The sequence below is a fragment of the Streptomyces sp. NPDC033270 genome, from assembly GCF_055576575.1.
In genome coordinates this window covers 70653-94322 of sequence record NZ_JBVIRA010000022.1, presented here as the reverse complement: position 1 = coordinate 94322, position 23670 = coordinate 70653, and the positions used below count along the sequence as shown (strand labels likewise).

General features: G+C 72.0%; 19 protein-coding genes. 17 read left to right on the top strand and 2 right to left on the bottom strand.

What is annotated here, in order from left to right; genetic code table 11:
• Genes asnB through ACZ5XZ_RS27410 form a run of 16 tightly spaced genes read left to right on the top strand, consistent with a single transcriptional unit; the run spans window position 1 to window position 20634 of the window.
• Window positions 1–1935, top strand: a complete 1935-nt coding sequence (gene asnB, locus ACZ5XZ_RS27485) for an asparagine synthase (glutamine-hydrolyzing) (protein ID WP_468982660.1) — start codon at window positions 1–3, stop codon at window positions 1933–1935.
• A 17-nt stretch (window positions 1936–1952) separates the two neighbouring features.
• Window positions 1953–4148 carry a bi-domain-containing oxidoreductase gene (locus ACZ5XZ_RS27480; RefSeq protein WP_468982657.1) on the top strand — a complete coding sequence of 732 codons (2196 nt, stop codon included), beginning with the start codon at window positions 1953–1955 and terminating at the stop codon, window positions 4146–4148.
• 2 nt (window positions 4149–4150) lie between these two features.
• Window positions 4151–6121 carry an alginate lyase family protein gene (locus tag ACZ5XZ_RS27475; RefSeq protein ID WP_468982655.1) on the top strand — a complete coding sequence of 657 codons (1971 nt, stop codon included), beginning with the start codon at window positions 4151–4153 and terminating at the stop codon, window positions 6119–6121.
• Window positions 6122–6130: 9 nt separating this feature from the next.
• Window positions 6131–7663, top strand: a complete 1533-nt coding sequence (locus tag ACZ5XZ_RS27470) for a right-handed parallel beta-helix repeat-containing protein (protein WP_468982652.1) — start codon at window positions 6131–6133, stop codon at window positions 7661–7663.
• Between the two features lies 1 nt (window position 7664).
• Window positions 7665–8993, top strand: coding sequence for an O-antigen ligase domain-containing protein (locus tag ACZ5XZ_RS27465; protein WP_468982651.1), 1329 nt, complete (start codon window positions 7665–7667; stop codon window positions 8991–8993).
• 2 nt (window positions 8994–8995) lie between these two features.
• Window positions 8996–10204, top strand: coding sequence for a glycosyltransferase (locus tag ACZ5XZ_RS27460; protein ID WP_468982648.1), 1209 nt, complete (start codon window positions 8996–8998; stop codon window positions 10202–10204).
• Window positions 10201–11463 carry a class I SAM-dependent methyltransferase gene (locus tag ACZ5XZ_RS27455; protein ID WP_468982645.1) on the top strand — a complete coding sequence of 421 codons (1263 nt, stop codon included), beginning with the start codon at window positions 10201–10203 and terminating at the stop codon, window positions 11461–11463. The genes ACZ5XZ_RS27460 and ACZ5XZ_RS27455 overlap by 4 nt, the downstream gene beginning before the upstream one ends.
• Window positions 11460–12254: a glycosyltransferase family protein gene (locus ACZ5XZ_RS27450; protein ID WP_468982643.1), complete on the top strand. Its 795-nt coding sequence runs from the start codon at window positions 11460–11462 to the stop codon at window positions 12252–12254. Before ACZ5XZ_RS27455 ends, ACZ5XZ_RS27450 begins: the two co-directional genes overlap by 4 nt.
• Entirely contained in the window at window positions 12251–12898 is a 648-nt protein-coding gene (locus tag ACZ5XZ_RS27445) for a PIG-L deacetylase family protein (protein ID WP_468982641.1), read from the top strand. The genes ACZ5XZ_RS27450 and ACZ5XZ_RS27445 overlap by 4 nt, the downstream gene beginning before the upstream one ends.
• Window positions 12899–12901: 3 nt before the next feature.
• Window positions 12902–13927, top strand: coding sequence for an NAD-dependent epimerase/dehydratase family protein (locus ACZ5XZ_RS27440; RefSeq protein ID WP_468982639.1), 1026 nt, complete (start codon window positions 12902–12904; stop codon window positions 13925–13927).
• Entirely contained in the window at window positions 13915–15198 is a 1284-nt protein-coding gene (locus ACZ5XZ_RS27435) for a DUF4910 domain-containing protein (protein ID WP_468982638.1), read from the top strand. Before ACZ5XZ_RS27440 ends, ACZ5XZ_RS27435 begins: the two co-directional genes overlap by 13 nt.
• Before the next feature lie 5 nt (window positions 15199–15203).
• Window positions 15204–16499 (top strand): hypothetical protein, encoded by a 1296-nt coding sequence (locus ACZ5XZ_RS27430; RefSeq protein ID WP_468982752.1) that lies wholly within the window; start codon window positions 15204–15206, stop codon window positions 16497–16499.
• Window positions 16496–17461, top strand: coding sequence for a glycosyltransferase family 2 protein (locus ACZ5XZ_RS27425; RefSeq protein ID WP_468982636.1), 966 nt, complete (start codon window positions 16496–16498; stop codon window positions 17459–17461). Before ACZ5XZ_RS27430 ends, ACZ5XZ_RS27425 begins: the two co-directional genes overlap by 4 nt.
• Complete coding sequence (locus ACZ5XZ_RS27420) at window positions 17458–18753, top strand: polysaccharide pyruvyl transferase family protein (RefSeq protein ID WP_468982634.1); 1296 nt, start codon at window positions 17458–17460, stop codon at window positions 18751–18753. Before ACZ5XZ_RS27425 ends, ACZ5XZ_RS27420 begins: the two co-directional genes overlap by 4 nt.
• The gene (gene rfbC / locus ACZ5XZ_RS27415; protein ID WP_468982631.1) at window positions 18750–19301 is read left to right on the top strand and encodes a dTDP-4-dehydrorhamnose 3,5-epimerase; all 552 of its coding nucleotides are present in this window, start codon (window positions 18750–18752) and stop codon (window positions 19299–19301) included. Before ACZ5XZ_RS27420 ends, rfbC begins: the two co-directional genes overlap by 4 nt.
• Before the next feature lie 7 nt (window positions 19302–19308).
• Window positions 19309–20634: a glutamate-1-semialdehyde 2,1-aminomutase gene (locus ACZ5XZ_RS27410; RefSeq protein ID WP_468982630.1), complete on the top strand. Its 1326-nt coding sequence runs from the start codon at window positions 19309–19311 to the stop codon at window positions 20632–20634.
• Window positions 20635–20668: 34 nt separating this feature from the next.
• Here the strand turns inward: ACZ5XZ_RS27410 and ACZ5XZ_RS27405 are convergent, their stop codons facing one another.
• Window positions 20669–21388, bottom strand: a complete 720-nt coding sequence (locus ACZ5XZ_RS27405) for a phosphatase PAP2 family protein (RefSeq protein ID WP_468982627.1) — start codon at window positions 21386–21388, stop codon at window positions 20669–20671.
• A 456-nt stretch (window positions 21389–21844) separates the two neighbouring features.
• Entirely contained in the window at window positions 21845–23005 is a 1161-nt protein-coding gene (locus ACZ5XZ_RS27400; protein ID WP_468982625.1) for a magnesium and cobalt transport protein CorA, read from the bottom strand.
• A gap of 220 nt (window positions 23006–23225) precedes the next feature.
• On the opposite strand from ACZ5XZ_RS27400, the gene ACZ5XZ_RS27395 reads away from it, so the two are divergent.
• Window positions 23226–23615, top strand: a complete 390-nt coding sequence (locus ACZ5XZ_RS27395; protein WP_468982624.1) for a cell division protein SepF — start codon at window positions 23226–23228, stop codon at window positions 23613–23615.
• Window positions 23616–23670 lie beyond the last annotated feature (55 nt).

The following is a 23670-nucleotide window of genomic DNA, read 5'->3' as shown; positions in this document are numbered from 1 at the left end:
GTGTGTGGCATCGCAGGCACCTACCGGTGGCCGGACGGGAAGGTCGTGACCGACCGGCTCACCGACACCCTCGCCCATCGCGGTCCGGACGGGGCCGGACGGTACAGCCACCCCGCCGGTGACGGCGAAGTGCACCTCGGGCACCGGCGGCTGGCCATCATCGACCTGTCCGGGACCGGCGCCCAGCCGATGGTCTCGGGCGGCCTCGCCCTGACGTACAACGGCGAGCTGTACAACGCGCCCGAGCTGCGCGCCGAGTTGGCAGCCGCCGGGGTGCGCTTCCGTGGCACCTCCGACACCGAGGTGGTCCTGGAGGCCTGGCGGCGCTGGGGCACGGACTGCCTGCCCCGGCTGCGCGGCATGTTCGCGTTCGGGATCTTCGACGAGCGGACCGGTGAACTGGTACTCGCCCGCGACCAGTTGGGCATCAAGCCGCTGTTCTGGCTCCGGCGCGGCGAGGGTCTGGTGTTCGCCTCCGAGCTCAAGGCGCTCGCCGCCGCCACCGGCGGGACGCTGGAGGTGGACCATGCGGCGCTGGTGGCCTCGCTGCTGTACTACTGGGTGCCGGACTCGCGCTGCGCGTTCCGCGAAGCGGAGAAGCTGCCGCCGGGGAGCTGGCTGCGGTGCCGGCCCGACGGCCGGGTGGAGCGCGGCCGGTTCTGGCACCTGAAGGACGTCGCCGCCGAGGGCCGGGAGCGGGCCCGCAGCGGCGAGCGGCCGGATCTGGCCGCCATCGTCGAGGAGTCGACCCGGCGGCATCTGCTCTCCGACGTACCCGTGGCGACCTTCCTCTCCGGCGGGCTGGACTCCAGCTACCTGACCGCGCTCGCGGCTCGCCACCAGCCCGGTATCTCCGCGTACACGATCGGATTCCGCGCCGAGGACGCGAAGTTCGAGGCGATGCCGGACGACCTGCGCTACGCCCGGCAGGTGGCCGAGCGGTTCGGCGTCGACCTCCACGAGATCGAGATCGCCCCGAACGTGCTCGACCTGCTGCCGCAGATGACGTACCACCTGGACGAGCCGATCGGCGACCCCGCCGCGATCAACACCTTCCTGATCTGCTCGGCCGCCCGGGAGGCCGGGGTCAAGGTGATGCTCTCGGGGATGGGCGCCGACGAGCTGTTCGCCGGGTACCGCAAGCACCTGGCCAACCTGCTCGCGCTGCGCTACCAGCGCGTCCCGCGGCCCCTGCGGCGCGGGGTGTCCAGGGTCGTGGACCGGCTGCCGGTCGCCACGGCCCGCCGGGGGTACCGGTCGGTGCGCTTCGCGAAGCGGTTCCTGTCCTTCGCCGATCTGCCGGAGGAGACCGCGTTCCGGCGCAGCTACACCATGTACGACCAGGACGAGCTGCTCGCCCTGGTCGATCCGGACCTGGCCGGGACGGTCGACGACGTGCTGACCGAGCACGACGACATCTACCAGGACAACGACCTCGACGACTTCGTCAACCGCATGTGCCTGGGCGACGCCCGGATGTTCCTGCCGGGCCTGAACCTCGCGTACACCGACCGCTCCAGCATGGCCGCGTCGACCGAGGTGCGGGTGCCGTACGTGGACGTCGAGGTGGTCGAGGCGGCGTTCGCGGTGCCCGGCGACCGCAAGATCGTCGGACGGCAGGGCAAGGCCGTCCTCAAGGAAGCGGCCACCTCGATCCTGCCCAAGGAGATCGTGTACCGGCCCAAGGGCCTGTTCAGCGCCCCGTTGCGGGCCTGGATGAGCCGGGATCTGGCACCGCTGGTGCGCGAGGTGGTCAACGACGGCGTGCTCGTCAACTCCGGGTTCCTGCGCCGCGACGCGCTGGCCCGCATGGTCGCCGAGGACGCCGCCGGGCAGCGGGACTTCTCCAAGCATCTGTGGCATGTGCTGACCCTCGAGTACTGGTATCGCGGCGCGACCTCCGGGTCCGACAACAACGCTCACGTGACGGCGTAGAAACAAGGGGACTTCGGGTGAAACAGGTTGTGCAGAACTACAAGAGCGGCGAGCTGGCGGTGCTCGACGTGCCGGTGCCGGGGTGCAAGCCGGGCGGTGTGCTGGTACGCAGCGCCTACTCGCTGATCTCCACCGGGACCGAACTCATGAAGGTCTCCGAGGCCGGTATGTCGATGCTGGGCAAGGCCCGCTCCCGGCCGGACCAGGTGGCCAAGGTCATGCAGAGCGTGGCCACCAACGGCGTGCCCGCCACCTACCGCAAGGTGATGGGCAAGCTGGACTCCTACACGCCGCTGGGCTACTCGCTGTGCGGGGTGGTCGAGCAGGTCGGCGCCGGCATCGACGATGTGAAGGTCGGCGACCTCGTGGCCTGCGCCGGCAACGAGCACGCGCTGCACGCCGAGCTGAACTGGGTGCCGAAGAACCTCTACACCCCGGTGCCGGACGGCCTCGCGCCGCGGCACGCGGCCTTCGGCACCGTCGGGTCGATCGCGCTGCAGGGCGTCCGCCAAGGCGAGCCTCAGCTCGGCGAAGTGGCATTGGTCATCGGCCTCGGGCTGATCGGGCAACTGGTGGTGCAGCTCCTTGCCGCCGCGGGAGTCCGCGTCGTCGGCGCCGACCCCGACCCGGTGCGCTGCGAGCTCGCCGAGCGCCTGGGCGCCGCGGCCTGCGGCGATCCCGCGTCCGCGGCCGTGGAGGCCGCCGTCGCCGAACTCACCGGCGGTCACGGCGTGGACCAGGTGTACCTGGCCGCGGGCGGCGGCAGCAACCAGCCCGTCGAGCTGGCCGCCCGGCTCTGCCGGGACCGCGGCCGGGTCGTCGACATCGGCAAGTGCCGCCTGGACCTGCCGTGGAACGCGTACTACGAGAAGGAGCTCGACGTCCGGTTCTCCCGCTCCTACGGTCCGGGCCGCTACGACCCGGAGTACGAGCTGGAAGGGCGGGACTACCCGATCGGCTATGTGCGCTGGACCGAGCGCCGCAACCTGGCGTGCTTCCTCGACCTCGTCGCCCGCGGCCGCGTCGACGTGGAGCCCCTGGTGTCCCACATCGCCGACTTCGACGACGCCGTCGAGACCTACCGGCGCCTGAAGGACGGCGAACTGAAGGCCGTGGCCGTGCTGTTCCGGTACCCCGAACAGACGGAGGAGACGGCGGAAGCGGAGGCCCCGTCGATGGCGGTGCCTTCGGTGAACGTGAAGCCGAGTCCCGCCCGTGCCTCCAAGACGCCGGTGCGCCTCGCCTTCGTCGGCGCGGGAAACTACGCGACGTCGATGCTGCTGCCGCACCTGGCACAGCGCGACGGCGTCGAGTTGTCGACCGTCGTCACCACGACGGCGCTGTCCGCGGCCAACGCGCAGCGCAAGTTCGGCTTCGCCGAGGCGACCACCGACCTCGACGCCGTGCTCGGCGACACGTCCATCGACGCGGTGTTCGTCGTCACCCGGCACAGCACGCACGCCGAACTCACCCGGAAGGCGCTGCTCGCCGGCAAGACGGTGTTCGTGGAGAAGCCCCTGGCCCTTACCGAGGACGAGCTGACCGGCGTGCTCGCGGCGGTGGAGGAGTCCGGCAACGACCGGCTGCAGGTGGGCTTCAACCGCCGGTTCGCGCCGATGCTGCAGGAGGCCAAGAAGCGGTTCGGCGCCCGGACCGGCCCGGCGAGCCTGCGCTACCTGGTCAACGCGGGCACGCTGCAGCACGGCAGCTGGTACCTCCAACAGGGCACCGAGGGCTCGCGGTTCGCCGGCGAGGGCGGACACTTCATCGACACCGCGAGCTGGCTGCTCGACGCCGACCCGGTGTCGGTGTACGCGCTCGCCACGCCCGGCAACGAGGACCTCCAAGTCGTCATGCGCTACCCGGACGGGTCCACCGCCACCATCAGCTACGTCACCACCGGCGCGCCCGGCTTCCCCAAGGAGACGCTGGACCTCGTCGCGGACGGCAAGGTGCTGCGGCTCGACGACTTCGTCCGTGCCTCGCTGTTTGTAGACGGAGGGGCCGGCCGCAAGCGGTGGGTCAGTTCGCGGCTGCCCAAGGCCCGGGACAAGGGCCAGAACGCCGAACTGGCGGCGTTCATCAAGGCCGTGCGGACCGGTGGGCCGATGCCGGTGCCGCTCCAGTCGCTGGTCGCCACCACGGCGGCCACCCTCGCCGTGCCGGTCGGCCTGGCCGGCGGCGCGCCGGTGACGTTGGCGAGGACGCCGTGACCATGAGCGCGAGCTGGTATTTACGGCGGCTGTCCCGGATGGGGCCGCGGGAGGTCGGCGGCCGGGTGGGCGACGCGGTGCGCAGGCGGCGGTGGCGGTCGGCGCTGCCGGACTGCCCGAGCGTGACCGGCGCCCGGTTCACCGCGGTACTGCCCGCCGGCACGATCGAGGCGGTGCCCCCGGACGCCGCGAAGCGTCTCCTCGCCGAGGCGGACCGGCTGATGGCCGGGCACGCCGAGTACTTCGGGGTGGTCCGCGATGATATGGCCGACCCGGACTGGTGGTACGACCCGAAGACCGGGCGCCGGGCTCCGTGGGGCTACGCCTTCGACGTGCCGTATCGCGACGAGGACGCGGTCGGGGACATCAAGCAGATCTGGGAGCCGTCCCGGCACCAGTACCTCACCGTGCTCGCCGCCGCCTACGCGGTCACCGGGGACGAGCGGTACGCCGAGCGCGTGGCCGAGCACCTGCGGTTGTGGTGGGGGGCCAACGCGCCGCTGCGCGGAGTGCACTGGATCAGCGGCATCGAGCTGGGGATCCGGCTGCTGTCCTGGGTGTGGATCCGCCGGCTGCTCGACGGCTGGCCGGGCGTGGCCGGGCTGTTCGAGGACAACCCGGTGGCGCGGAACCAGATCTGGCACCACCAGCGCTGGCTGGCCGCCTTCCCCAGCCGGGGCTCTTCGGCGAACAACCACGTCATCGCCGAGGCCGCCGGGCAGTTGGCCGCGGCCTGCGCGTTCGGGTGGTTCCCCTCCTCGGCGCGCTGGCGAGCCGGCGCGCTGCGGTCGCTGGAGCGGCATCTGCGCGGCAACACCTTCGACTCCGGCCTCAACCGCGAGCTGGCCACCGAGTATCACGGACTGGTGCTGGATCTCGGCCTGGCCGCGGTGGCCGAGGCCGATGCCGCCGGGGCGGCGGTACCCGCGTCGATCCGGCTGGTGCTGCTGCGGATGACCGACGCGCTCGCGGCCATCGTGGACGGCCGGCTGCGGCCGCCGCGCCAGGGGGACGCGGACGACGGGCACGGTCTGGTCGTGGACGGCGCCGGCACCGACCGTTGGGCCTCGCTCCTTGCCACCGGGGACGCCGTGTTCGGCCGGCTCGCCTGGTGGCCGGAGGTGACCGGCACCGATGTGCGCACCCCGCTGCTCGCCGCGCTCATCCGGCCGTACGCGAAGAACGCAACCGCACCGGCCGTGACCCGCCCGGCGAGCCGACCGGCCCACTTCGCCGACGCGGGGCTCACCATCCTGCGCGGTCCGGAAGAGGCGGGAGGGATCTGGTGCCGCTGCGACGGCGGTCCGCACGGGTTTTTGTCCATCGCCGCGCACGCCCACGCGGACGCGCTGTCCGTGGAGGTCCGGCACGACGGGGTCGACGTGCTCGCCGACCCGGGGACGTACTGCTACCACGGGCAGCCCGGGTGGCGGCAGTACTTCCGGTCCACCCTCGGCCACAACACCCTGCAACTGGACGGTGGTGACCAGTCCGTCTCCGGCGGCCCGTTCCTGTGGACCCGGCATGCCCGCAGCCGCGTCCTGGTCGCGGACACCTCCGGCGCCTCCGACGGGGGGACGGCCCGCTGGTGTGCCGAGCACGACGGCTACCAGGGCTCCGTGCACCGCCGCCGGGTGGAGCTGACCGCCGCGAGCCGGGAGCTGCGGGTGGTCGACGAGGTGCGCGGCCCGCGCCGGGCCGTGCGTCTGGCGTTCCACCTCGGCCCGGCGATCGCCGCGGACCTGGTGGGGAACCGGGCGGCGCTCACCTGGACCCGGGACGGCGAGGACCGCTCCGCGGTGCTCGACCTGCCCGGGGAGCTGTCCTGGCGGGCGCATCGCGGCGAGAGTGACCCGCCGCTGGGCTGGTACTCCGCCGGCTTCGGGCGCAAGGAACCCACCACCACGCTGGTCGGCACCGGCTTCGTCGACGGCGCGCAGGGGTTCACCACCGTACTCGGGTTCCGCGGCTAGGGAGGACGCGTGGTGATCAAGACACGGCACTGGGCGTGGCCGGTGGCACCGCTGGCGCTGGCCCTGCTGGCGACCGGCTGTGTGAGCACGCCGGGCACCCCGGCGGCGGAGCCGACCGTTGCGCCCTCCACGCCCGTGGCCCGATCCGTGGCCCGGGTGTGCGCCAAGCCGGCGGCCGGGCCGGCGAAGGCGCCGGCGGGCGCGGTGACGGTCGACCCCGCGGTGGTCGGTGACCTGGCGGCGAAGACCCGGAACAGCCCCCCGCACACCACGTTCTGGCTTCGACCGGGCAAGCACAGGCTCGAGCCGGACCGCTACTCCCAGGTCATCCCCAAGAAGGGGGACCGCTACCTCGGCGCGCCGGGCGCGGTCCTCGACGGCCGGAAGACCAACCAGTACGCGTTCGGCGGCAGTGCCCGCGACGTCACCATCCGCTATCTGACCGTGCAGCGCTTCGTCGCGCCGCACAACGAGGGCGTGGTCAACCACGACTCGGCCGACGGGTGGGTGATCGAGCACGCCACGATCCAGCACAACTCCGGCGCCGGGCTGATGGCCGGAGCCCGCCAGCGGGTCCGCGCCAGCTGCCTGCGCGGCAACGGACAGTACGGAATGAACGCGTACAAGGCCGGCGACCCCCTCGGCGACCTGGTGGTCGAGGGCAACGAGATCGTGGCCAACAACACCGACGACTGGGAGCGGCGGCGGCCGGGCTGCGGCTGCACCGCAGGCGTGAAGTTCTGGGCCGTCGACGGCGCCGACGTACGCGGCAACTGGGTGCACGACAACCGCGGAGCCGGGTTGTGGGCGGACACCAACAACAACGACTTCCGCATCGAGAACAACGTGCTGGAGGCCAACGACGGTGCCGCGCTGATCTATGAGACCAGCTACAACGCGGTCGTCCGCAAGAACACCATCCGGCGCAACAACTGGGTCGAGGGCCGCAGGTCAGCCGACCGCGGCGACAGCTTCCCGTTCGCGACCGTCTACCTGTCCGAGGCCGGCGGCGAACCACGGATCAAGGCCCGCACGGACAAGATCGAGATCTACCGGAACGTGCTGGAGAACAACTGGTCCGGAATCACCCTGTGGGAGAACGCCGACCGGTTCTGCAACAGCCCGGCCAACACCTCCTCCGGTGACTGCACGTTGCTGGTGCGGCACTCCGACCGCTGCGCGCGGCCGGCGATCGCCACCCCACCGCGCTACGCCGACTGCCGGTGGAAGACCCAGCGGGTGGACATCCACGGCAACCGCTTCGTGCTGGACAAGTCCGTCGTCGAGTGCACGGTCAAGTGCGACCGCATGGCGGTGCTGGCCAACTACGGCACCTATCCGGACTGGTCGCCGTACCAGGGCGAGCGGGTGGCCGAGGCGATCACCCACGAGCAGCACAACCGCTGGCACGACAACGTCTACCTCGGACCGTGGAAATTCGTCGCCCACGACCCGAGCCGGGTGCTCGACTTCGCGCAGTGGCAGGCCACGCCCTACCAGCAGGACGCGGGCAGCACCCTCGCCCCACGGGCCGGTGGTTGAGATGGGCGGGGACCTGCGGCGCGGTGGGCTGCCGGGCGGAGCGGAGACGGCGGGCACGCGGCCCGGCGCCGCACCGCGCCCTGCCGGCACACCGAAGACCGTCGGGATCGTCTGGGGGTTGCTGGTCCTCAACACGCTCGGCTCCGCCGGGGCGCAGACCATCATCCCGCTGCCCCGCTCCCTCATCCAGTTGGTCACCATGGGCGCGCTGGTCGCCGCGTTCGCGCTGGCGCTCGCGCTCAATACCCGGCTGCGCATCCGGGCCAGCGCCTTCGTGTTCCTGCTCACCCTGCTGCTGGTGCCGAGCGTGATCTCCAGCGTGCACCTGGAGTCCGGGTTCGGCGCGCTGTTCCGCTGCGCCCGGCTGGCTCTCTTCATCGGCACGCTGTGGCTGCTCAGCCGCTGGTGGGACGGCAGCCCGACGTTCGTCCGGCACCACATCCGGATGTACTTCGCGGTGCTCGGGTCGGTCGCCGCCGGCGCGGTCCTCTCACCGGGCGCGGCCATGCCCGAGTTCTACGGCGGGCGGCTGGTCGGCGCGTTGTGGCCGCTCACCCCGCCGCAGATCGGACAGTACGCCGCGGTGATCATCGGGCTCACCGTGCTGCTCGTACTGGGCCGCCGGACCGACCGGGCCGGCGCGGCGGTCATCATCGTGCCCTCGCTCGTCCTGCTCGCGTTGACCCATACCCGAACGGCCACGCTCGGTCTGCTCATCGGGCTGGCGCTGGCGATCGGCTCGCTCGTCCTGACCAGCGCCGCCGCCCGCCGGTTCTTCACCTGGGCGGTGCTGTGCGCCGCCGTGGCCGCGGTGGGGTTCGGCTCCGCGCTACGGGCGTGGTTCCTGCGCGGACAGAGCCAGGAGTACCTGACCAGCCTCACCGGTCGGCAGAAGGTCTGGGACGCCCTGCTGGCAGCCCCCCGGACGATTTCGGAGCAGCTGTTCGGCGTGGGCCTGGGCGACAAGTCGTTCGGCGGGCTGCCGATCGACAACAGCTGGCTGGCCGTCTACCAGGAGCAGGGGCTGACCGGCGTCGCCCTGGTGGCGGCGATCGTCATCGTCCTCGGCGGTGTCGCGTTGCTGCGGCCACCGTCGCTGCCGAGGGCCTGCGCGATCTTCCTGATCAGCTACTGCGCGATCGCGTCGTACACCGAGGCCGGGCTGGGCGACGCCTCGCCGTATCTGCTGCATCTGGCCGTGGCCGCCTCGCTGTTGACGGCTCCTGCCGCGGCCACGCCCCTGGCGACGCCCCATGTGCCCCGACTCGTGACGCCCGAGGTCCCTCGACGACGCATCCCGCGATGGGCCCGGAAATCGGAGGTGATCTGAGCATGCACGTCCTCGTGGTGCACAACCGCTACGCCTCGGCGCAGCCGAGCGGGGAGAACAAGGTCGTCGACCAGGAGGTGGCGCTGCTGCGCGCGGCCGGCCACCGGGTCGAGGTGTTCGAGCGGCGCAGCGACACCATCGCCGCCCGGTCCCTGCCGGGCAAGGTCGCGGTGCCGCTGCTGGTGCCGTGGAACCCGGCGGTCCGCAGGGAGCTCGCCGCCCGGCTTCGCACCGAGCGGCCGGACGTGGTCCACGTCCACAACGTCTTCCCGCTGCTGTCGCCCGCGGTGCTGGCCGCCTGCGCCGACGCCGGCGTGCCCGCCGTCGCCACGCTGCACAACTACACCCAGGTCTGCCCACCCGGCACGCTGCAACGGGACGGCCGGCCGTGCACCGAGTGCGTCGGAACGGCGCCGCTGCCCGCCGTCCGGCACGGCTGCTACCGCGACTCCCGCCTTGCGACGGTGCCGCTCGCGGTCAGCCTGTCGGTCAACCGGCGGCGGTGGTGGTCCGGCGTGGAGCGGTTCTTCTGCATCTCCGCGGCGCAGCGCGACGTCCTGGTGCGGGCCGGCATGCCGGCCGAGCGGCTGGCGGTGAAGCACAACTTCGTGCCCGACCCGGGCGCCTGCCGGACGGGCGCCGGCGAGCATCTGCTCTATCTCGGCCGGCTCGCGGAGGCCAAGGGCGTGCGGCTGCTCATGGCCGCGTGGGACGAGATCGCCGCGGGCGGCGGTGTGGGCGTGCCGCTCGTGATCGCCGGCGCGGGGCCGCTGGAGCGAGAGGTGACCGCCTGGGCGGCGGGCCGGGACGACGTGCGCTACGTCGGTCTGTACGACGCGGAGGAGTGCCGTCAGGCCGTCGCGCGGTCGGTCGCCGTGGTGGCTCCCTCGACGTGGCTGGAGGCGTTCGGCCTGGTGGTCGTGGAGGCGATGGCGGCCGGGGTGCCGACCGTCGCCGCCGGTCACGGCGCCTTCGTCGAGCTCGTCGAGGACGGGGTGACCGGGCTGCTGCACCGGCCGGGCGAGGCAACCTCGCTCGCGTCCGGCATACGCCGGATCACGGCCGATCCGGACCGCAACCAGGAGATGGGCCAGGCGGCCCGGCGCCGATACGAGCAGGGCTTCAGCCCGGCCGTCGGCCTGGAGCGCCTGGTGGAGGGGTACCGCACCGCGATCGCGGGTCGGACGGAATCAATGGGGGGCAGTAAATGACACGATGCAGACTCTGCGGCTCGACGGCGCTGGCGAGCGTCGTCGATCTGGGGGCGACCCCGCCGTGTGAGAGCTTTCTCGCCGCGGACCAACTGGACGCGCCGGAGCCCGCGTACCCGCTGCATCTGCGGGTGTGCACCGACTGCTGGCTGGCGCAGATCCCTCCGCTGATCACTCCGGAGGAGACGTTCAAGGAGTACGCGTACTTCTCCTCGTACTCGACCTCCTGGGTGGAGCACGCCCGCACGTTCGTCGCCGACGCCGTACAGCGGGTGGGTCTCGGCACCGACGGCTCCGAGGCCTTCGTGGTCGAGGTCGCGAGCAACGACGGGTACCTGCTCAAGCACGTGGTGGACCGGGGGATCCGCTGCCTGGGCATCGAGCCGTCGGTGAACGTCGGCGCCGCGGCACGCGACGCGGGGGTGCCCACGCTCACGGAGTTCCTGAGCCCGGACACCGGCTCGGCCGTCCGCGCCGAGCACGGCCCGGCGGACCTGGTCGTGGCCAACAACGTGTACGCGCACATCCCCGACGTGGTCGGGTTCACCCAGGGGCTGCGCGCCCTGGTCGCCGACGACGGCTGGGTCTCCATCGAGGTGCAGCACCTGCTGACCCTGATCGAGGAGAACCAGTACGACACGATCTACCACGAGCACTTCCAGTACTACACGGTCGCCTCCGCGATCCGAGCCCTGGCGAGCGGCGGACTGGCGCTCGTGGACGTCGAGTTGCTGCCCACGCACGGCGGCTCCATCCGGCTGTGGGCCCGGCCGACCGAGGCGGCCGGCGAGCCGTCCCAGCGAGTGGCCGACGTCCTTGCCCGGGAGAAGGCCGCCGGGCTGCAGGAGCTGTCCGGCTACACCGAGTTCTCCGCCCGGGTGGCCAAGGTGCGCCGGGACCTCCTCACGTTCCTCGTCGAGGCGGCCGAGCGCGGCGAGACGGTCGTCGGCTACGGCGCCCCGGGCAAGGGCAACACCCTGCTCAACCACTGCGGCATCCGGCCCGACCTGCTCGCGTACACGGTCGACCGCAACCCTTACAAGCACGGCCGGTTCACCCCGGGCACCCGCATCCCGATCCTGCCGCCCGAGCAGATAGCCGCCGACAAGCCGGACTACGTGCTGATCCTCCCGTGGAACCTGCGCGCCGAGCTGACCGAGCAGCTGTCCTTCGTCCACGACTGGGGCGGCCGCCTTGTCTTCCCCATCCCGGAACTGAGCATCGTCGAGGTCGGCGTCGTGAAGGAGGTCACCGCATGAAGGTCGTTCTGTTCTGCGGCGGTTACGGGATGCGGATGCGCAGCGGTGCCGCGGACGACGTGCCCAAGCCGATGGCGATGGTCGGCCCCAGGCCGCTGATCTGGCACGTCATGCGCTACTACGCGCACTTCGGGCACACGGAGTTCATCCTGTGCCTCGGGTACGGGGCGCACCACATCAAGAACTTCTTCCTCACCTACGAGGAGACGACGTCCAACGACTTCGTGCTGCGGGGCGGGCGGACCGAGCTGCTGTCCACCGACATCGCGGACTGGACGATCACGTTCGCGCAGACCGGCATCGAGTCGCCGATCGGGGAGCGGCTGCGCCGGGTGCGGCACCACCTGGACGGCGACGAGATGTTCCTCGCCAACTACGCCGACGTGCTCACCGACGCCCCGCTCGACGAGATGGTCGACCGGTTCGCCCGGCGCGACGCGGGCGCGTCGATGATGGTGGTGCCGCCGCAGTCCTCGTTCCACTGCGTGGACCTGGGCGAGGACGGCCTGGTGGGGGGCATCACCGCGGTGAGCGACATGCCGCTGTGGGAGAACGGCGGCTACTTCGTGCTCCGCCAGGAGGTCTTCGACCACATACCGGAGAACGGGGACCTGGTCGCCGACGGCTGCGCCGGGCTCGCCAAGGAGGGCCGCCTCGTGGCGCACCAGCACCGCGGCTTCTGGAAGCCGACCGACACCGTCAAGGAGCGGGCCGCGCTCGACGACGCCTACGCCCGGGGCGACCGCCCGTGGGCCGTGTGGGAGCGGGCCGGCGTGGGGGTGGGCGCGTGATCAGGCTCGGAGCCGGCCGCCCGGACCGGATCGTCGCGGTGGGCGCGCACTGCGACGACATCGCCATCGGCGCGGGCGGCACGCTGCTGACGCTGTGCCGGGCGCGGCCCGGCGTGCGGGTCGACGCGCTGGTGCTCTCCGGCGGCGGCAGCGACCGCGAACAGGAGGAGCAGGCCGCGCTCGCCGCCTTCTGCCCGGGCGCCGACCTGCGCCTGACCGTGCACAAGCTGCCCGACGGACGGCTTCCCGCGCACTGGGAGGAGGCCAAGTCGGCGGTCGAGGAACTGCGCGCGCAGACCGACCCCGACCTGGTCCTCGCCCCGCGCACCGACGACGCGCACCAGGACCACCGGGGCCTGGCGCGACTGATCCCCACCGCGTTCCGCGACCACCTCGTGCTCGGCTACGAGATCGTCAAGTGGGACGGCGACCTCGGCCGGATGACGGCGTACCAGCCGCTGCCCGAGGAGATCGCCGAACAGAAGGTACGGCTGCTGCAGGAGCACTACCCCTCGCAGCGGCACCGTCCCTGGTACGACCGCGAGGCCTTCCTCGGCCTCGCCCGGATCCGCGGCATCGAATGCCAAGAGCGCTACGCCGAGGCGTTCGCCGTCACCAAACTCACGCTCAACCTGGGGGATTGAACCTTGCGCGTACTACTGACCGGACACCAGGGCTACCTGGGCACCGTGATGGCCCCGGTCCTCAAGGCCGCAGGACACGACGTCGTCGGCCTCGACTCCGGCCTGTTCGCCGACTGCGTCCTCGGCCCGACACCCGCCGACCCGCAGGGGCACCGGGTGGACCTCCGCGACGTCACCGCCGAGCACGTGGCAGGCGTCGACGCCGTCATCCACCTGGCCGCGCTCTCCAACGACCCGCTGGGCTCGCTCGCGCCGGAACTCACCTACGACATTAACCACCACGCCTCCGTCCACCTGGCCCGCCTCGCCCGTGACGCCGGCGTCAAGCGATTCCTCTACGCGTCCACGTGCTCGGTGTACGGGGCCGCGGGCGGCGACGAACTCGTCGGCGAGGACGCCCCGCTGCGCCCCGTGACCCCGTACGCGGAGTCCAAGGTGCGCGTCGAGGACGACCTGCACGCGCTCGCCGACGACGACTTCACGCCCGTCTCCATGCGCAACGCCACCGCCTTCGGCTACTCGCCCCGGCTGCGCGCCGACATCGTGCTGAACAACCTCGTGGGCCACGCCCTGCTCTCCGGCGAGGTGCTCGTGCTCTCCGACGGCACGCCCTGGCGTCCGCTCGTGCACGCCGCCGACATCGCCCGCGCCTTCACCGCCGCGCTGACCGCGCCCCGCGAGGCGGTCCACGACCGGGCCTTCAACATCGGCAGCGAGACCAACAACGTCACCGTCGCCGAGATCGCCGAGCAGGTCGCCGAGGCGGTGACCGGCGCGAAGGTGCGCATCACCGGGGAGAACGGCGCCGACCCGCGCTCCTACCGGGTGGACTTCTCCCGGTTCCGCGACGCGCTCCCCGGCTTCGACTGCGAGTGGACGGTCAAGCGGGGCGCCCTCGAACTCGCCGACGCCTACCGGAAGTTCGCCCTCACCAAGGACGACTTCGACCGCCGCTTCACCCGCCTCGCCGTGCTGCGCGCGGCCTCCGAGGCCGGCGCCGTCGACGACACCCTGCGGTGGCGCCCGTGACCACGCCAGGCGAGGAGATGTACGCCCTGGTGGAGCGGATGTACCCGCTCTGCCGGAGCATCACGGGCGACGGTGTGCGCGCCACCCTGGCCCTCGTCGGTGAACACCTCCCGCTCGACGTGCACGAGGTACCGACCGGAACCCAGGTGCTGGACTGGACGGTGCCGCAGGAGTGGAACATCAGGGACGCGTACATCGCCGACGCCGCCGGGAACCGGGTCGTCGACTTCGCCGCGTCCAGCCTGCACGTGCTCGGCTACAGCGTCCCGGTGTCGCGGACCATGCCGCTCGCCGAGCTGCGCGCACACCTCCACACCCTTCCCGACCACCCGACGTGGGTGCCGTACCGCACCAGCTACTACCAGCCGGAATGGGGGTTCTGCCTGGCGCAGGACACCCTGGACGCGATGCCGGACGGCGAGTACGAGGTGTGCGTCGACTCCACCCTCGCCGACGGCCATCTCACCTACGCCGAGCACGTGGTCCCCGGCCAGGTCGCCGACGAGGTGATCGTCTCCTGCCACGTCTGTCACCCGTCGCTGGCCAACGACAACCTGGCCGGCATCGCGGTCGCAACCTACCTGGCCCGCGCCCTGGCCGAGCAGACCCCCTACTACACCTACCGGTTCATCTTCGCGCCCGGCACCATCGGCGCGATCACCTGGCTCGCCCGCAACAAGGAACGCGTGGAGCGGGTCAAGCACGGCCTCGTGCTGGCCTGCGCGGGCGACCCGGGCGACCTCACGTACAAGCAGAGCAGACGCGGCGACGCGGAGATCGACCGGGTGATGCGGCACGTGCTCGCCGCCACCGAACGCCCGCACCACATCACCGAGTTCACCCCCTACGGCTACGACGAGCGGCAGTACTGCTCGCCAGGGTTCGACCTCGGCGTGGGCTCGCTCACCCGGACCCCGTACGCCGGCTACCCCGAGTACCACACCTCGGCGGACAACCTGGACTTCGTCTCCCCGGAGGCGATGGCGGACACCCTCGCCGTCTGCCGCGAGGCATGCGCCGTGCTGGACCGCAACCGGCGGTACGTCAACCTCAGCCCCTACGGCGAACCGCAGCTGGGCCGGCGGGGGTTGTACGACTCGCTCGGCGGCCGCAGCGACGCCAAGCAGGCCCAGATGGCCATGCTCTGGGTGCTCAACCTCTCCGACGGCGAGCACAGTCTGCTGGACGTCGCCGAGCGGTCCGGCCTGCCGTTCTCCACCGTCGCCGCCGCGGCCGGCGCCCTGCACGGCGCCGGGCTGATCAAGGCATGACGCCGATGACCACCGAGGGGGAGAAGACGAGGCCGACGGCGGCGACCGCCAGGCGGGCCATCGTCGGCCGGCTGTCCTGGGGACTGGCCGACCAGGCGGCCTCCAGCATGACCAACTTCGCGGTGGGGATCTACGTGGCACGCTCGCTGGGGGTGACCGCGTTCGGCGTGTTCAGCCTGGCCTGGCTGACCTACGGTGTGGTGCTCAACGTCGCCCGTGGCCTGGCCACCGACCCGCTCGTGGTGCGCTTCAGCGGCGTGCCGGACGCGTCCTGGCGCGGGGCGGCGGCCCGGTCGTCGGGTGCCGCGCTCGGCGTCGGGACCGCCCTCGGCGCGGTGTGCCTGCTGGTCGGCCTCGGCCTCGGCGGCCGTGTGGGGCCCGCGTTCGTCTGCCTCGGCGTCGTCCTGCCGGCGCTGCTGCTGCAGGACGCCTGGCGGTTCGCGTTCTTCGCCGCCGGAGCCGGGCGAAAGGCGTTCGTCAACGACGTCGTGTGGGGCGTCGCGCTCGTCCCGGCCATGGTGGTGGCGGCCCGCGTGGGCACCGTGGCCGCTTTCGTGCTCGCCTGGGGGGCGTCCGCCGCGGTGGCCGCGGTGTACGGCTGCTTCCAGTCGGGACTCCTGCCCCGGCTGTCCGGAGCGCGCGAGTGGCTTCGCGAGCACCGCGACCTCGGCTACCGGTACCTGGTCGAGAACGTCAGCACCAGCGGCGCGAGCCAGCTGCGGGCGTACGGGCTCGGCGCGATCGTCGGGGTCGGCGCGGTGGGTGTGGTCCGGGGCGCCGAGCTTCTGCTCGGCCCGTTCCTCGCCGTGCTGATGGGGCTGTCGCTGGTCACCGTCGCGGAGGCGGCACGGGTGCTGCGGCGGGCCCCGCACCGCCTCGGCGCGTTCTGCCTCCTGCTGGGCGGCGGGCAGGCCGTCGCCGCGCTGCTCTGGGGCGCGGCGCTGCTGCTGATGCCGGACCGGGGCGGCGAACTCGTACTCGGCGGCGTCTGGCACTCCGCCTCCCAGCTCATCGTGCCGGCCACGCTCGGCGTCGCGGGCGCCGGCCTCGGCACCGGCGCGGCGGCCGGGCTGCGCGCGCTCGGCGCGGCTCGGCGCAGCCTGCGCAGCCAGCTGTTCGCCTCCGCCTGTTACGTCATCGGCGGGCTCGGCGGGGCGGCCGTGGCCGGCACGGTCGGCTCGGCCTGGGGCGTCGCCGCCGCGACCGTCAGCGGCTCGGCCGTGTGGTGGCTGCAGCTGCGCTCCGCCCTGCGCGAGCGCCACCAGAACCCCATCCCCGAAGTGAGGACCACGACGCCATGACCGCCCATCCCCGCCATCCCCGGCTGAGCATCGGCCTGCCCGTGTACAACGGCGAGGAGTACCTGGCCGAGTCGCTCGACGCCCTGCTCGGCCAGACCTACGAGGACTTCGAGCTGGTCGTCACCGACAACGCCTCGACCGACGGGACCAAGGACATCTGCCGCAAGTACGCCGCGCAGGACTCGCGCATCCGCTACCTCCGGCTGCCCCGCAACATCGGCGCCGCACCGAACCACAACTACGTGTTCACCCAGTGCCGCGGCGAGCTGTTCAAGTGGGCCTCGCACGACGACCTGTACGCCCGGGACCTGCTGCGGGCTTGCGTTCAGGCGCTGGACGAGCGGCCGGACGTGGTCCTCGCGCACTCCGGCCAGGCGGTCATCGACGGCGACGGCCAGGTGAAGGTCCCGTACGCGTACGGGCTCGCCACCGCCTCCCCGCACGCGCCGGAGCGGTTCCGCAGCTTCCTGTTCGAGCCCGGTGGCGACGACTTCTACGGGGTGATGCGGGCCGACATGCTGCGCCGGGTGAAGCCGCACGACAGCTACCACCACGCGGACCGCACGTTCGTCGCCGAGATCGTGCTGCACGGGCCCTTCCACCAGGTGCCGGAGCTGCTGTACTTCCGCCGCGACCACCCCACCCGCGCCGAGCGGGCGAACCCGTCCAAGCGCTCCCGGTGCGTCAACCTGGACCCGCGCCGGGCCGGCCCGCTGCACCCGACGCCCCGGCTGCTCGCCGAGTACGTCTGGGGCTTCGCCTCGGCGATCCGGCGGGCGCCGCTGTCCCCGGCCGACCGGCGCGCCTGCTACCGCCACCTCGCCGCATGGATGACCAGCCGGGTCCGGCCGGGCGCCGGCGAGCGGGTCGAGGACCGCGCCCCGGCCGACCCGGCCCTGCTCACCGTCTCCGTCGACGCCCTCGTCGCCGGCCGTGAGGGCCGTACAGGGGGGCAGGCATGACGTCCGCGGACGAAACCCCGGTGCGCGTCGGGGTGTTCGGCCTGCTCGGCTCCGGCAACCTCGGCAACGACGGGTCGCTGGAGGCCGTGCTCGGCTACCTCCGCGCCGAGCACCCGGAGGCGGTCGTCGACGCGCTGTGCGGCGGCCCCGAGGTCGTCGCGGCCCGGTACGGGATCCCCGCGACGCGGCTGCACTGGTACCGCGGGGAGTACCGGACCGCGTCGCGCGCGGGCGCGATCGCGGCGAAGGGGTTGGGCAAACTCGTCGACGCCGTCCGCACCGCCGTCTGGGTGCGCCGGCACGACGTGGTGATCGTGCCGGGCATGGGCGTCCTGGAGGCCACGCTGCCACTGCGGCCGTGGGGCTTCCCGTACGCGCTGTTCCTGCTCTGCGCATCCGGTTGGCTGCTGGGCACCCGGGTCGCGCTGGTCGGCGTCGGCGCCGCCCCGATCGGCAACCGGTCGACCCGGGCCCTGGTGCGCTGGTCGGCGCGGCTGGCCGCGTACCGGTCGTACCGGGACGCCCCGTCCCGCGACGCGATGCGGGAGATGGGCGTGGACACCGCACGCGACGAGGTCTACCCGGACCTCGCCTTCGCCCTGCCGACACCGCGGGAAGGGGCTATCCCCTGCTCGGAGCTTGTCGGAGAGCTTGGGGAAGCGCCCTCGGCGCCTGTACCGAGTCGGCCGGGCCCGGTCTGCGTCGGCGTCATGGCCTTCCACGGCGGCAATGACGACCGCGCCCGGGCCGAGGAGATCCACCGCCGCTACCTCGACGGGACCACCCGCTTCGTCCGTACGCTGGTCGAGGACGGCAGGCCGGTGCGGCTGCTCACCGGCGACGAGTGCGATGCGCCGGTGGTCGCCGCGATCCTCGACGCGGTGGACTCGCCGCTGGTCACCGCTGCCGAGACGTTCTCACTGGCCGACCTGATGAAGGAGATGGCGGCCGCCGACACCGTGGTGGCGACCCGCTACCACAACCTGATCTGCGCGCTGAAGGTCGGCACGCCCACGCTCGCACTCAGCTATGCGGCCAAGAGCGACGCGCTCATGGCTCAGATGGGCCTTGCCGCGTACTGCCACCCGGCCCGCGAGGTCGACGCCGACCGGCTGCTCGTGCAGTTCCGGGCGCTGGAGCGGCGATCGGCGGAGCTGCGGCGGACCCTCACCCAGCGGAACCTGACCGCCGCCCGGCGCCTGGAGCGACAGTTCACCGCCCTGACCGCGGCCCTGTTCCCGGCGACCACCCCTGCCCATGCCCACGCCCGCACCATCCGGGAGGCTCCATGAAAGCGACCGCAGTCCCGGCGATCGACGGCGCATACCTCTTCGAGCCGACCCCGTACGCCGACGAACGCGGTTTCTTCTGCCGCACCTTCGACGCCGACGTGATCCGCTCGGTGGGCCTCGACCCGGACGCCTTCATCCAGGACAGCGTGTCCCGCTCGGTCCGGGGCGTGCTGCGCGGCCTGCACCTGCGCTCCGGCGCCGGCGAGGCCAAACTCGTGCGCTGCTCGTACGGGAAGATCTTCGACGTCGTCGTGGACCTGCGGCCGGACTCGCCGACCTACCTGGGCCGGGCCTCCTTCGAGCTGTCCGGCGAGACACAGACGACCCTGTACATCCCGGCGGGATGCGCCCACGGCTTCCAGGCGCTGACCGAAACCGCCGACACCTCGTACAAGATCGACCGCCCGCACGATCCGACCGAGGACGTGACGATTCGCTTCGACGACCCGGAGCTCGCCATTCCCTGGCCGCTTCCGCCCACCTCGATGTCCCAGCGGGACCGGGAGGCACCGAGCCTCGCCGAAGCCCTGAAGCAGAAAGAGAGCTGAAGTCGCCATGGACACCGAAGAGTTCAGCCTCCCCCGGTCACGGGCGGCGAACGAACGACTGCACGCCCTGATCCCCGGCGGCGCGCACACCTACGCCAAGGGCGACGACCAGTACCCCGAGAACCTGGCCCCGGTCATCAGCCACGGCCGCGGTGCCCACGTGTGGGACATCGACGGCAACCGCTACCTCGAGTACGGCTCCGGCCTGCGATCGGTCAGCCTCGGCCACGCCCACCCACGCGTGCTAGAGGCGGTGCGACGGGAACTCGACCGCGGCAGCAACTTCGTCCGGCCGTCCATCGTGGAGGCCGAGGCCGCGGAACGCTTCCTGGCCACGGTGCCGACCGCCGAGATGGTGAAGTTCGCGAAGAACGGCTCCGACGCCACCACCGCCGCCGTCCGCCTCGCCCGCGCGGTCACCGGGCGCCCGCGGGTCGCCCTCTGCGCAGACCATCCCTTCTTCTCCGTCGACGACTGGTTCATCGGCACCACACCGATGTCCGCCGGCATCCCGACGGCGACCACCGACCTCACCGTGCCGTTCCCGTACGGGGACTTGCCCGCCACGGAGGAGCTCCTGACCCGCTATCAGGACGAGGTCGCCTGCCTGATCCTCGAACCCGCCACCCACACCGAGCCCCCGCCCGGATACCTCAAGGGCCTCCGCGAACTGGCCGACCGGCACGGCTGCGTACTGATCTTCGACGAGATGATCACCGGCTTCCGCTGGTCCGAGGCGGGCGCCCAGGGCCTGTACGGCGTCGTCCCCGACCTCTCCACGTTCGGCAAGGCGCTGGGCAACGGGTTCGCCGTCTCCGCACTGGCCGGGCGCCGCGCTCTCATGGAGCGAGGCGGGCTGCGCCACTCCCACGACCGGGTGTTCCTGCTGTCCACCACGCACGGCGCGGAAACGCACTCCCTGGCAGCCGCGATGGCCGTGCAGACCACCTACGTCGAGGAGGGCGTCACCGCACGGCTGCACACCCTCGGCGAGCGGCTGGCCGCCGGTGTCCGCGACGCCGCGGCCGGCATGGGCGTCGGCGACCACCTCGTCGTCCGGGGCCGGGCCAGCAACCTGGTCTTCGCCACCCTCGACGAGAACCGGCAGCCCTCGCAGCAGTACCGCACCCTGTTCCTGCGCCGTCTCCTCGCGGGCGGAGTGCTGGCCCCGTCGTTCGTGGTGAGCAGCGCGCTCAGCGACGCCGACATCGATCACACCGTCGACGTGGTGGCCCAGGCATGCGCGGTGTACCGGAAGGCACTGGACGCCGGTGACCCCACCCCCTGGCTGGCCGGACGGCCGGTGAAGCCGGTATTCCGCCGCATGCCGTGACATGACGTCACGTCACCTGAAACCTGACGTGACGTCAGCCACGCTCCCGCCGACCGTCGTCGGCCGTTCGCTCACCAAGCCCGTCGGCCATCCGCTCACCCAGCCGATCGGTCACCCGCACGGCCATCCGGTCGACCAGCCACGCGGTCGCCGGTACCACCGCCAGCGCGGTGCACCAGCCGCCGAGGGCGTCGGTCGGATAGTGCGCGCCCAGGGTGACCTGCGACCAGCCCATGAGGGCGCCGGCAACCAGCGCCGCGGTGAGCACGAGGAGCATCCCGGCCGCCCGGCCGAGCCCGAGCTGCCCCGTCACGAGCAGCGCCACCATGAGGGCGAGCGCGGTGAGGAAGGCGGTGTGCCCGCTCGGGTAGGACAGGTTGTCGTCGCCGTGGATGGTGCGGCCCACCAGGTGCTTGAGCACCGTCGCCGTCCCCACGGTCATGCCGGCACCGGCAACGAGGAGCACCGCCGCACGAGGACACCGAAGCAGCAGGCAGCCCGCCACGGCGGCCACGACCAGCGTCGCCGCTCCCACGGGCTCCCCCAAGAAGTCCGTCGCCAGAGCGACATACCGCCACGGCGGCCCCACACCGTCCACCGCCGCCCAGATCCGCGCGTCCACCCTGCCGGGCTCGCCGGCATCGGCATACAGGACCCCGAGCACGACGACCACCAGCGCGGCGAGAGCCGCGATCACCCCGAGCCACGCGCGCAGCAACGGGGGCAGCACCGCGGACACCGGCCGGCCGCTCACCCGCCCACCGCACCCGGTCGACCTTCGACGCACCTTCCCCTCCCCTTGGGGCCATTGACGCCACGTCACCCGACGCTACCGCGATGCCGCGCCCCGAGGGGCTCGACGGAGTACTGAGAGCTGCAGTACGAATCACTGCACCCGCCGGGGGGTGATTCGAGGCTCTCGCCCGCCGGCAAGGGCACGTCGCCCGCCGCGACCGCGCCATAGCGTTCCGCCGAGTCCCGGGCGGTCGTGCTACTCGCCCCCGAGGGCCACGACGACTCCCGGATCGCCGAGCGGCTCAAGACCACCGCCGCCGCGGTGCGCCGGCACCGGTACCGGTTGCGGCGGGACATCAAACCGGACAGAAGGCGGGCCGTGTGCGCATTCTCCCCAGATTCTCCCCAGACGGTTGCCGCGACCTCTCAGAGGTGTGCGCAGGCATGAAGATAATCAGCGGTGTGGCGTCGTGTTCTATAGCCAGTCGCGCTTCTTGAAGACCACGTACAGGCTTGTGCACACCACGGCCATCAGCAGGATCGCGAACGGGTAGCCACCCGCCCAGTGCAACTCCGGCATGCTGTCGAAGTTCATGCCGTAGATCGTTCCCACCAATGTGGGTGCAAACAGGATCGCCGCCCACGCGGAGATCTTCTTGATCTCCTCGTTCTGTTCGAAGCCGGCCTCCGCCAGGGCGCGCATCTCGGCGTTCTGCTGTTGGTTCACCAGCGTCGCGTTGACGGTGAGGATGTCCTGCAGGGCCTGCCGGAACCCGTCCACACGCTCCGTGGTGTGCAGTACGTGGTCGGCCACGTCGCGCAGATAGCGGCGGAGCTCCGCGTCGATCGCGTACTTCTCGAAGCCGGCGGTGAGGCTCTCCAGCATGGTGTTGAGGGGGCGGGTCGCGCGCTGGAACTCCACCACCTCGCGGGAGAGTTCGTAGATGCGGCGGGAGACCCGGGGATCGCCGCCGAAGACCTCGGTCTCGATCTCGTCGATGTCGTTCTGGACGCCGGCGACGACGGGTGCGTAGCCGTCGACGACCGCGTCGAGGATGGCGTAGAGCACGGCTTCGGGACCGCGCTTGAGGAGTTCGGGGGTGTCCTCCATGCGGCGGCGCACCGCTGACACGTCGGGGGCGCCGCCGTGCCGGACGGTGATCACGAAGTCGCGGCCGACGAAGATGTGCAGCTCGCCGAAGTCGACCTCTTCGGGGTCGTCCAGATAGCGCGCGGCGCGCAGTACGACGAAGAGGGTGCCGCCGTAGCGCTCCAGTTTGGGGCGCTGATGGGCCTCCAGGGCGTCCTCGACGGCGAGCGGGTGGAGATCGAACTCCGAGGCCAGGGTGACCAGTTCGGACGGGGTGGGCCGGTGCAGACCGATCCAGGCCAGGGTGTCGGCGGTGGCGCGCTGCTGGCGGAAGGCGTCGGCGAGGGTGTCGTGGGTGCTGACGCGGTGTCCGTCCCGGTACAGGGCGGCGCTGATGATGCTGCTGTTGTTCTCGGTCGACGGTTCGGGGGCTTCGGTGCCGTCGGCGGGCTCGGCGGGCGGGGGCGCGGCGGCCCCCTTCTTCTTCGCGGGTTTGCGCAGGCCGCGCAGGCCGCGTGGCCGGCGACCGGGAGGTTCAGTGCTCACGACAGAACCGACCTCCGTGACAAGGGGGGATGAACGGGCACACAGAATCTCGACGCAGGATATCTGTCGAGGATGTCAGCACAGGTCAGGGGGCATGGTGCAGGATGGAACGGGCGCGGCGCGGCGTGTGTCGCGTCCATCAGGCTTTGTATGTTTATCTCTAGAATCGTGCGATGCAGATACCGCAGATAGCCAGCGCTCCTCTGGGTGAGGTGATTCGGTGAACGGCCCCGATGCCACCGACGAGCAGTGGGAAGGGCTCGCCGAGGTCGTCCCGCTCCGCAGCAGCAGTGGATGGCCTTCCTGGCCCGACCACCGCGCCCTCCCCGAGGACGAGCCGGCGGAGGAGATGCGGCGGTTCATCGTCATCCGCGTCCAGACCTTCGCGGACGCCCGTGAGGTCGCCGAGTACTTGATGGCGCAGATCCCGGTCCTGCTGGACCTCAGCAGCGCGGACACCGATGTCGCCAAGCGCATCCTGGACTTCTCCAGCGGCGTCGTCTTCGGGCTCGGCAGCGGGATGCACCGCGTGGACACCAACGTCTTCCTGCTCGCCCCGGTGGGCACCGAGGTCGACGAGGCCGCAACGGGGGCCGTCCCCCGTTCGTAGGAAGAGCTGTCGGGCGTAACGGTTCTCCGGCCGGGCTGCTGCATAGCGTCCACGC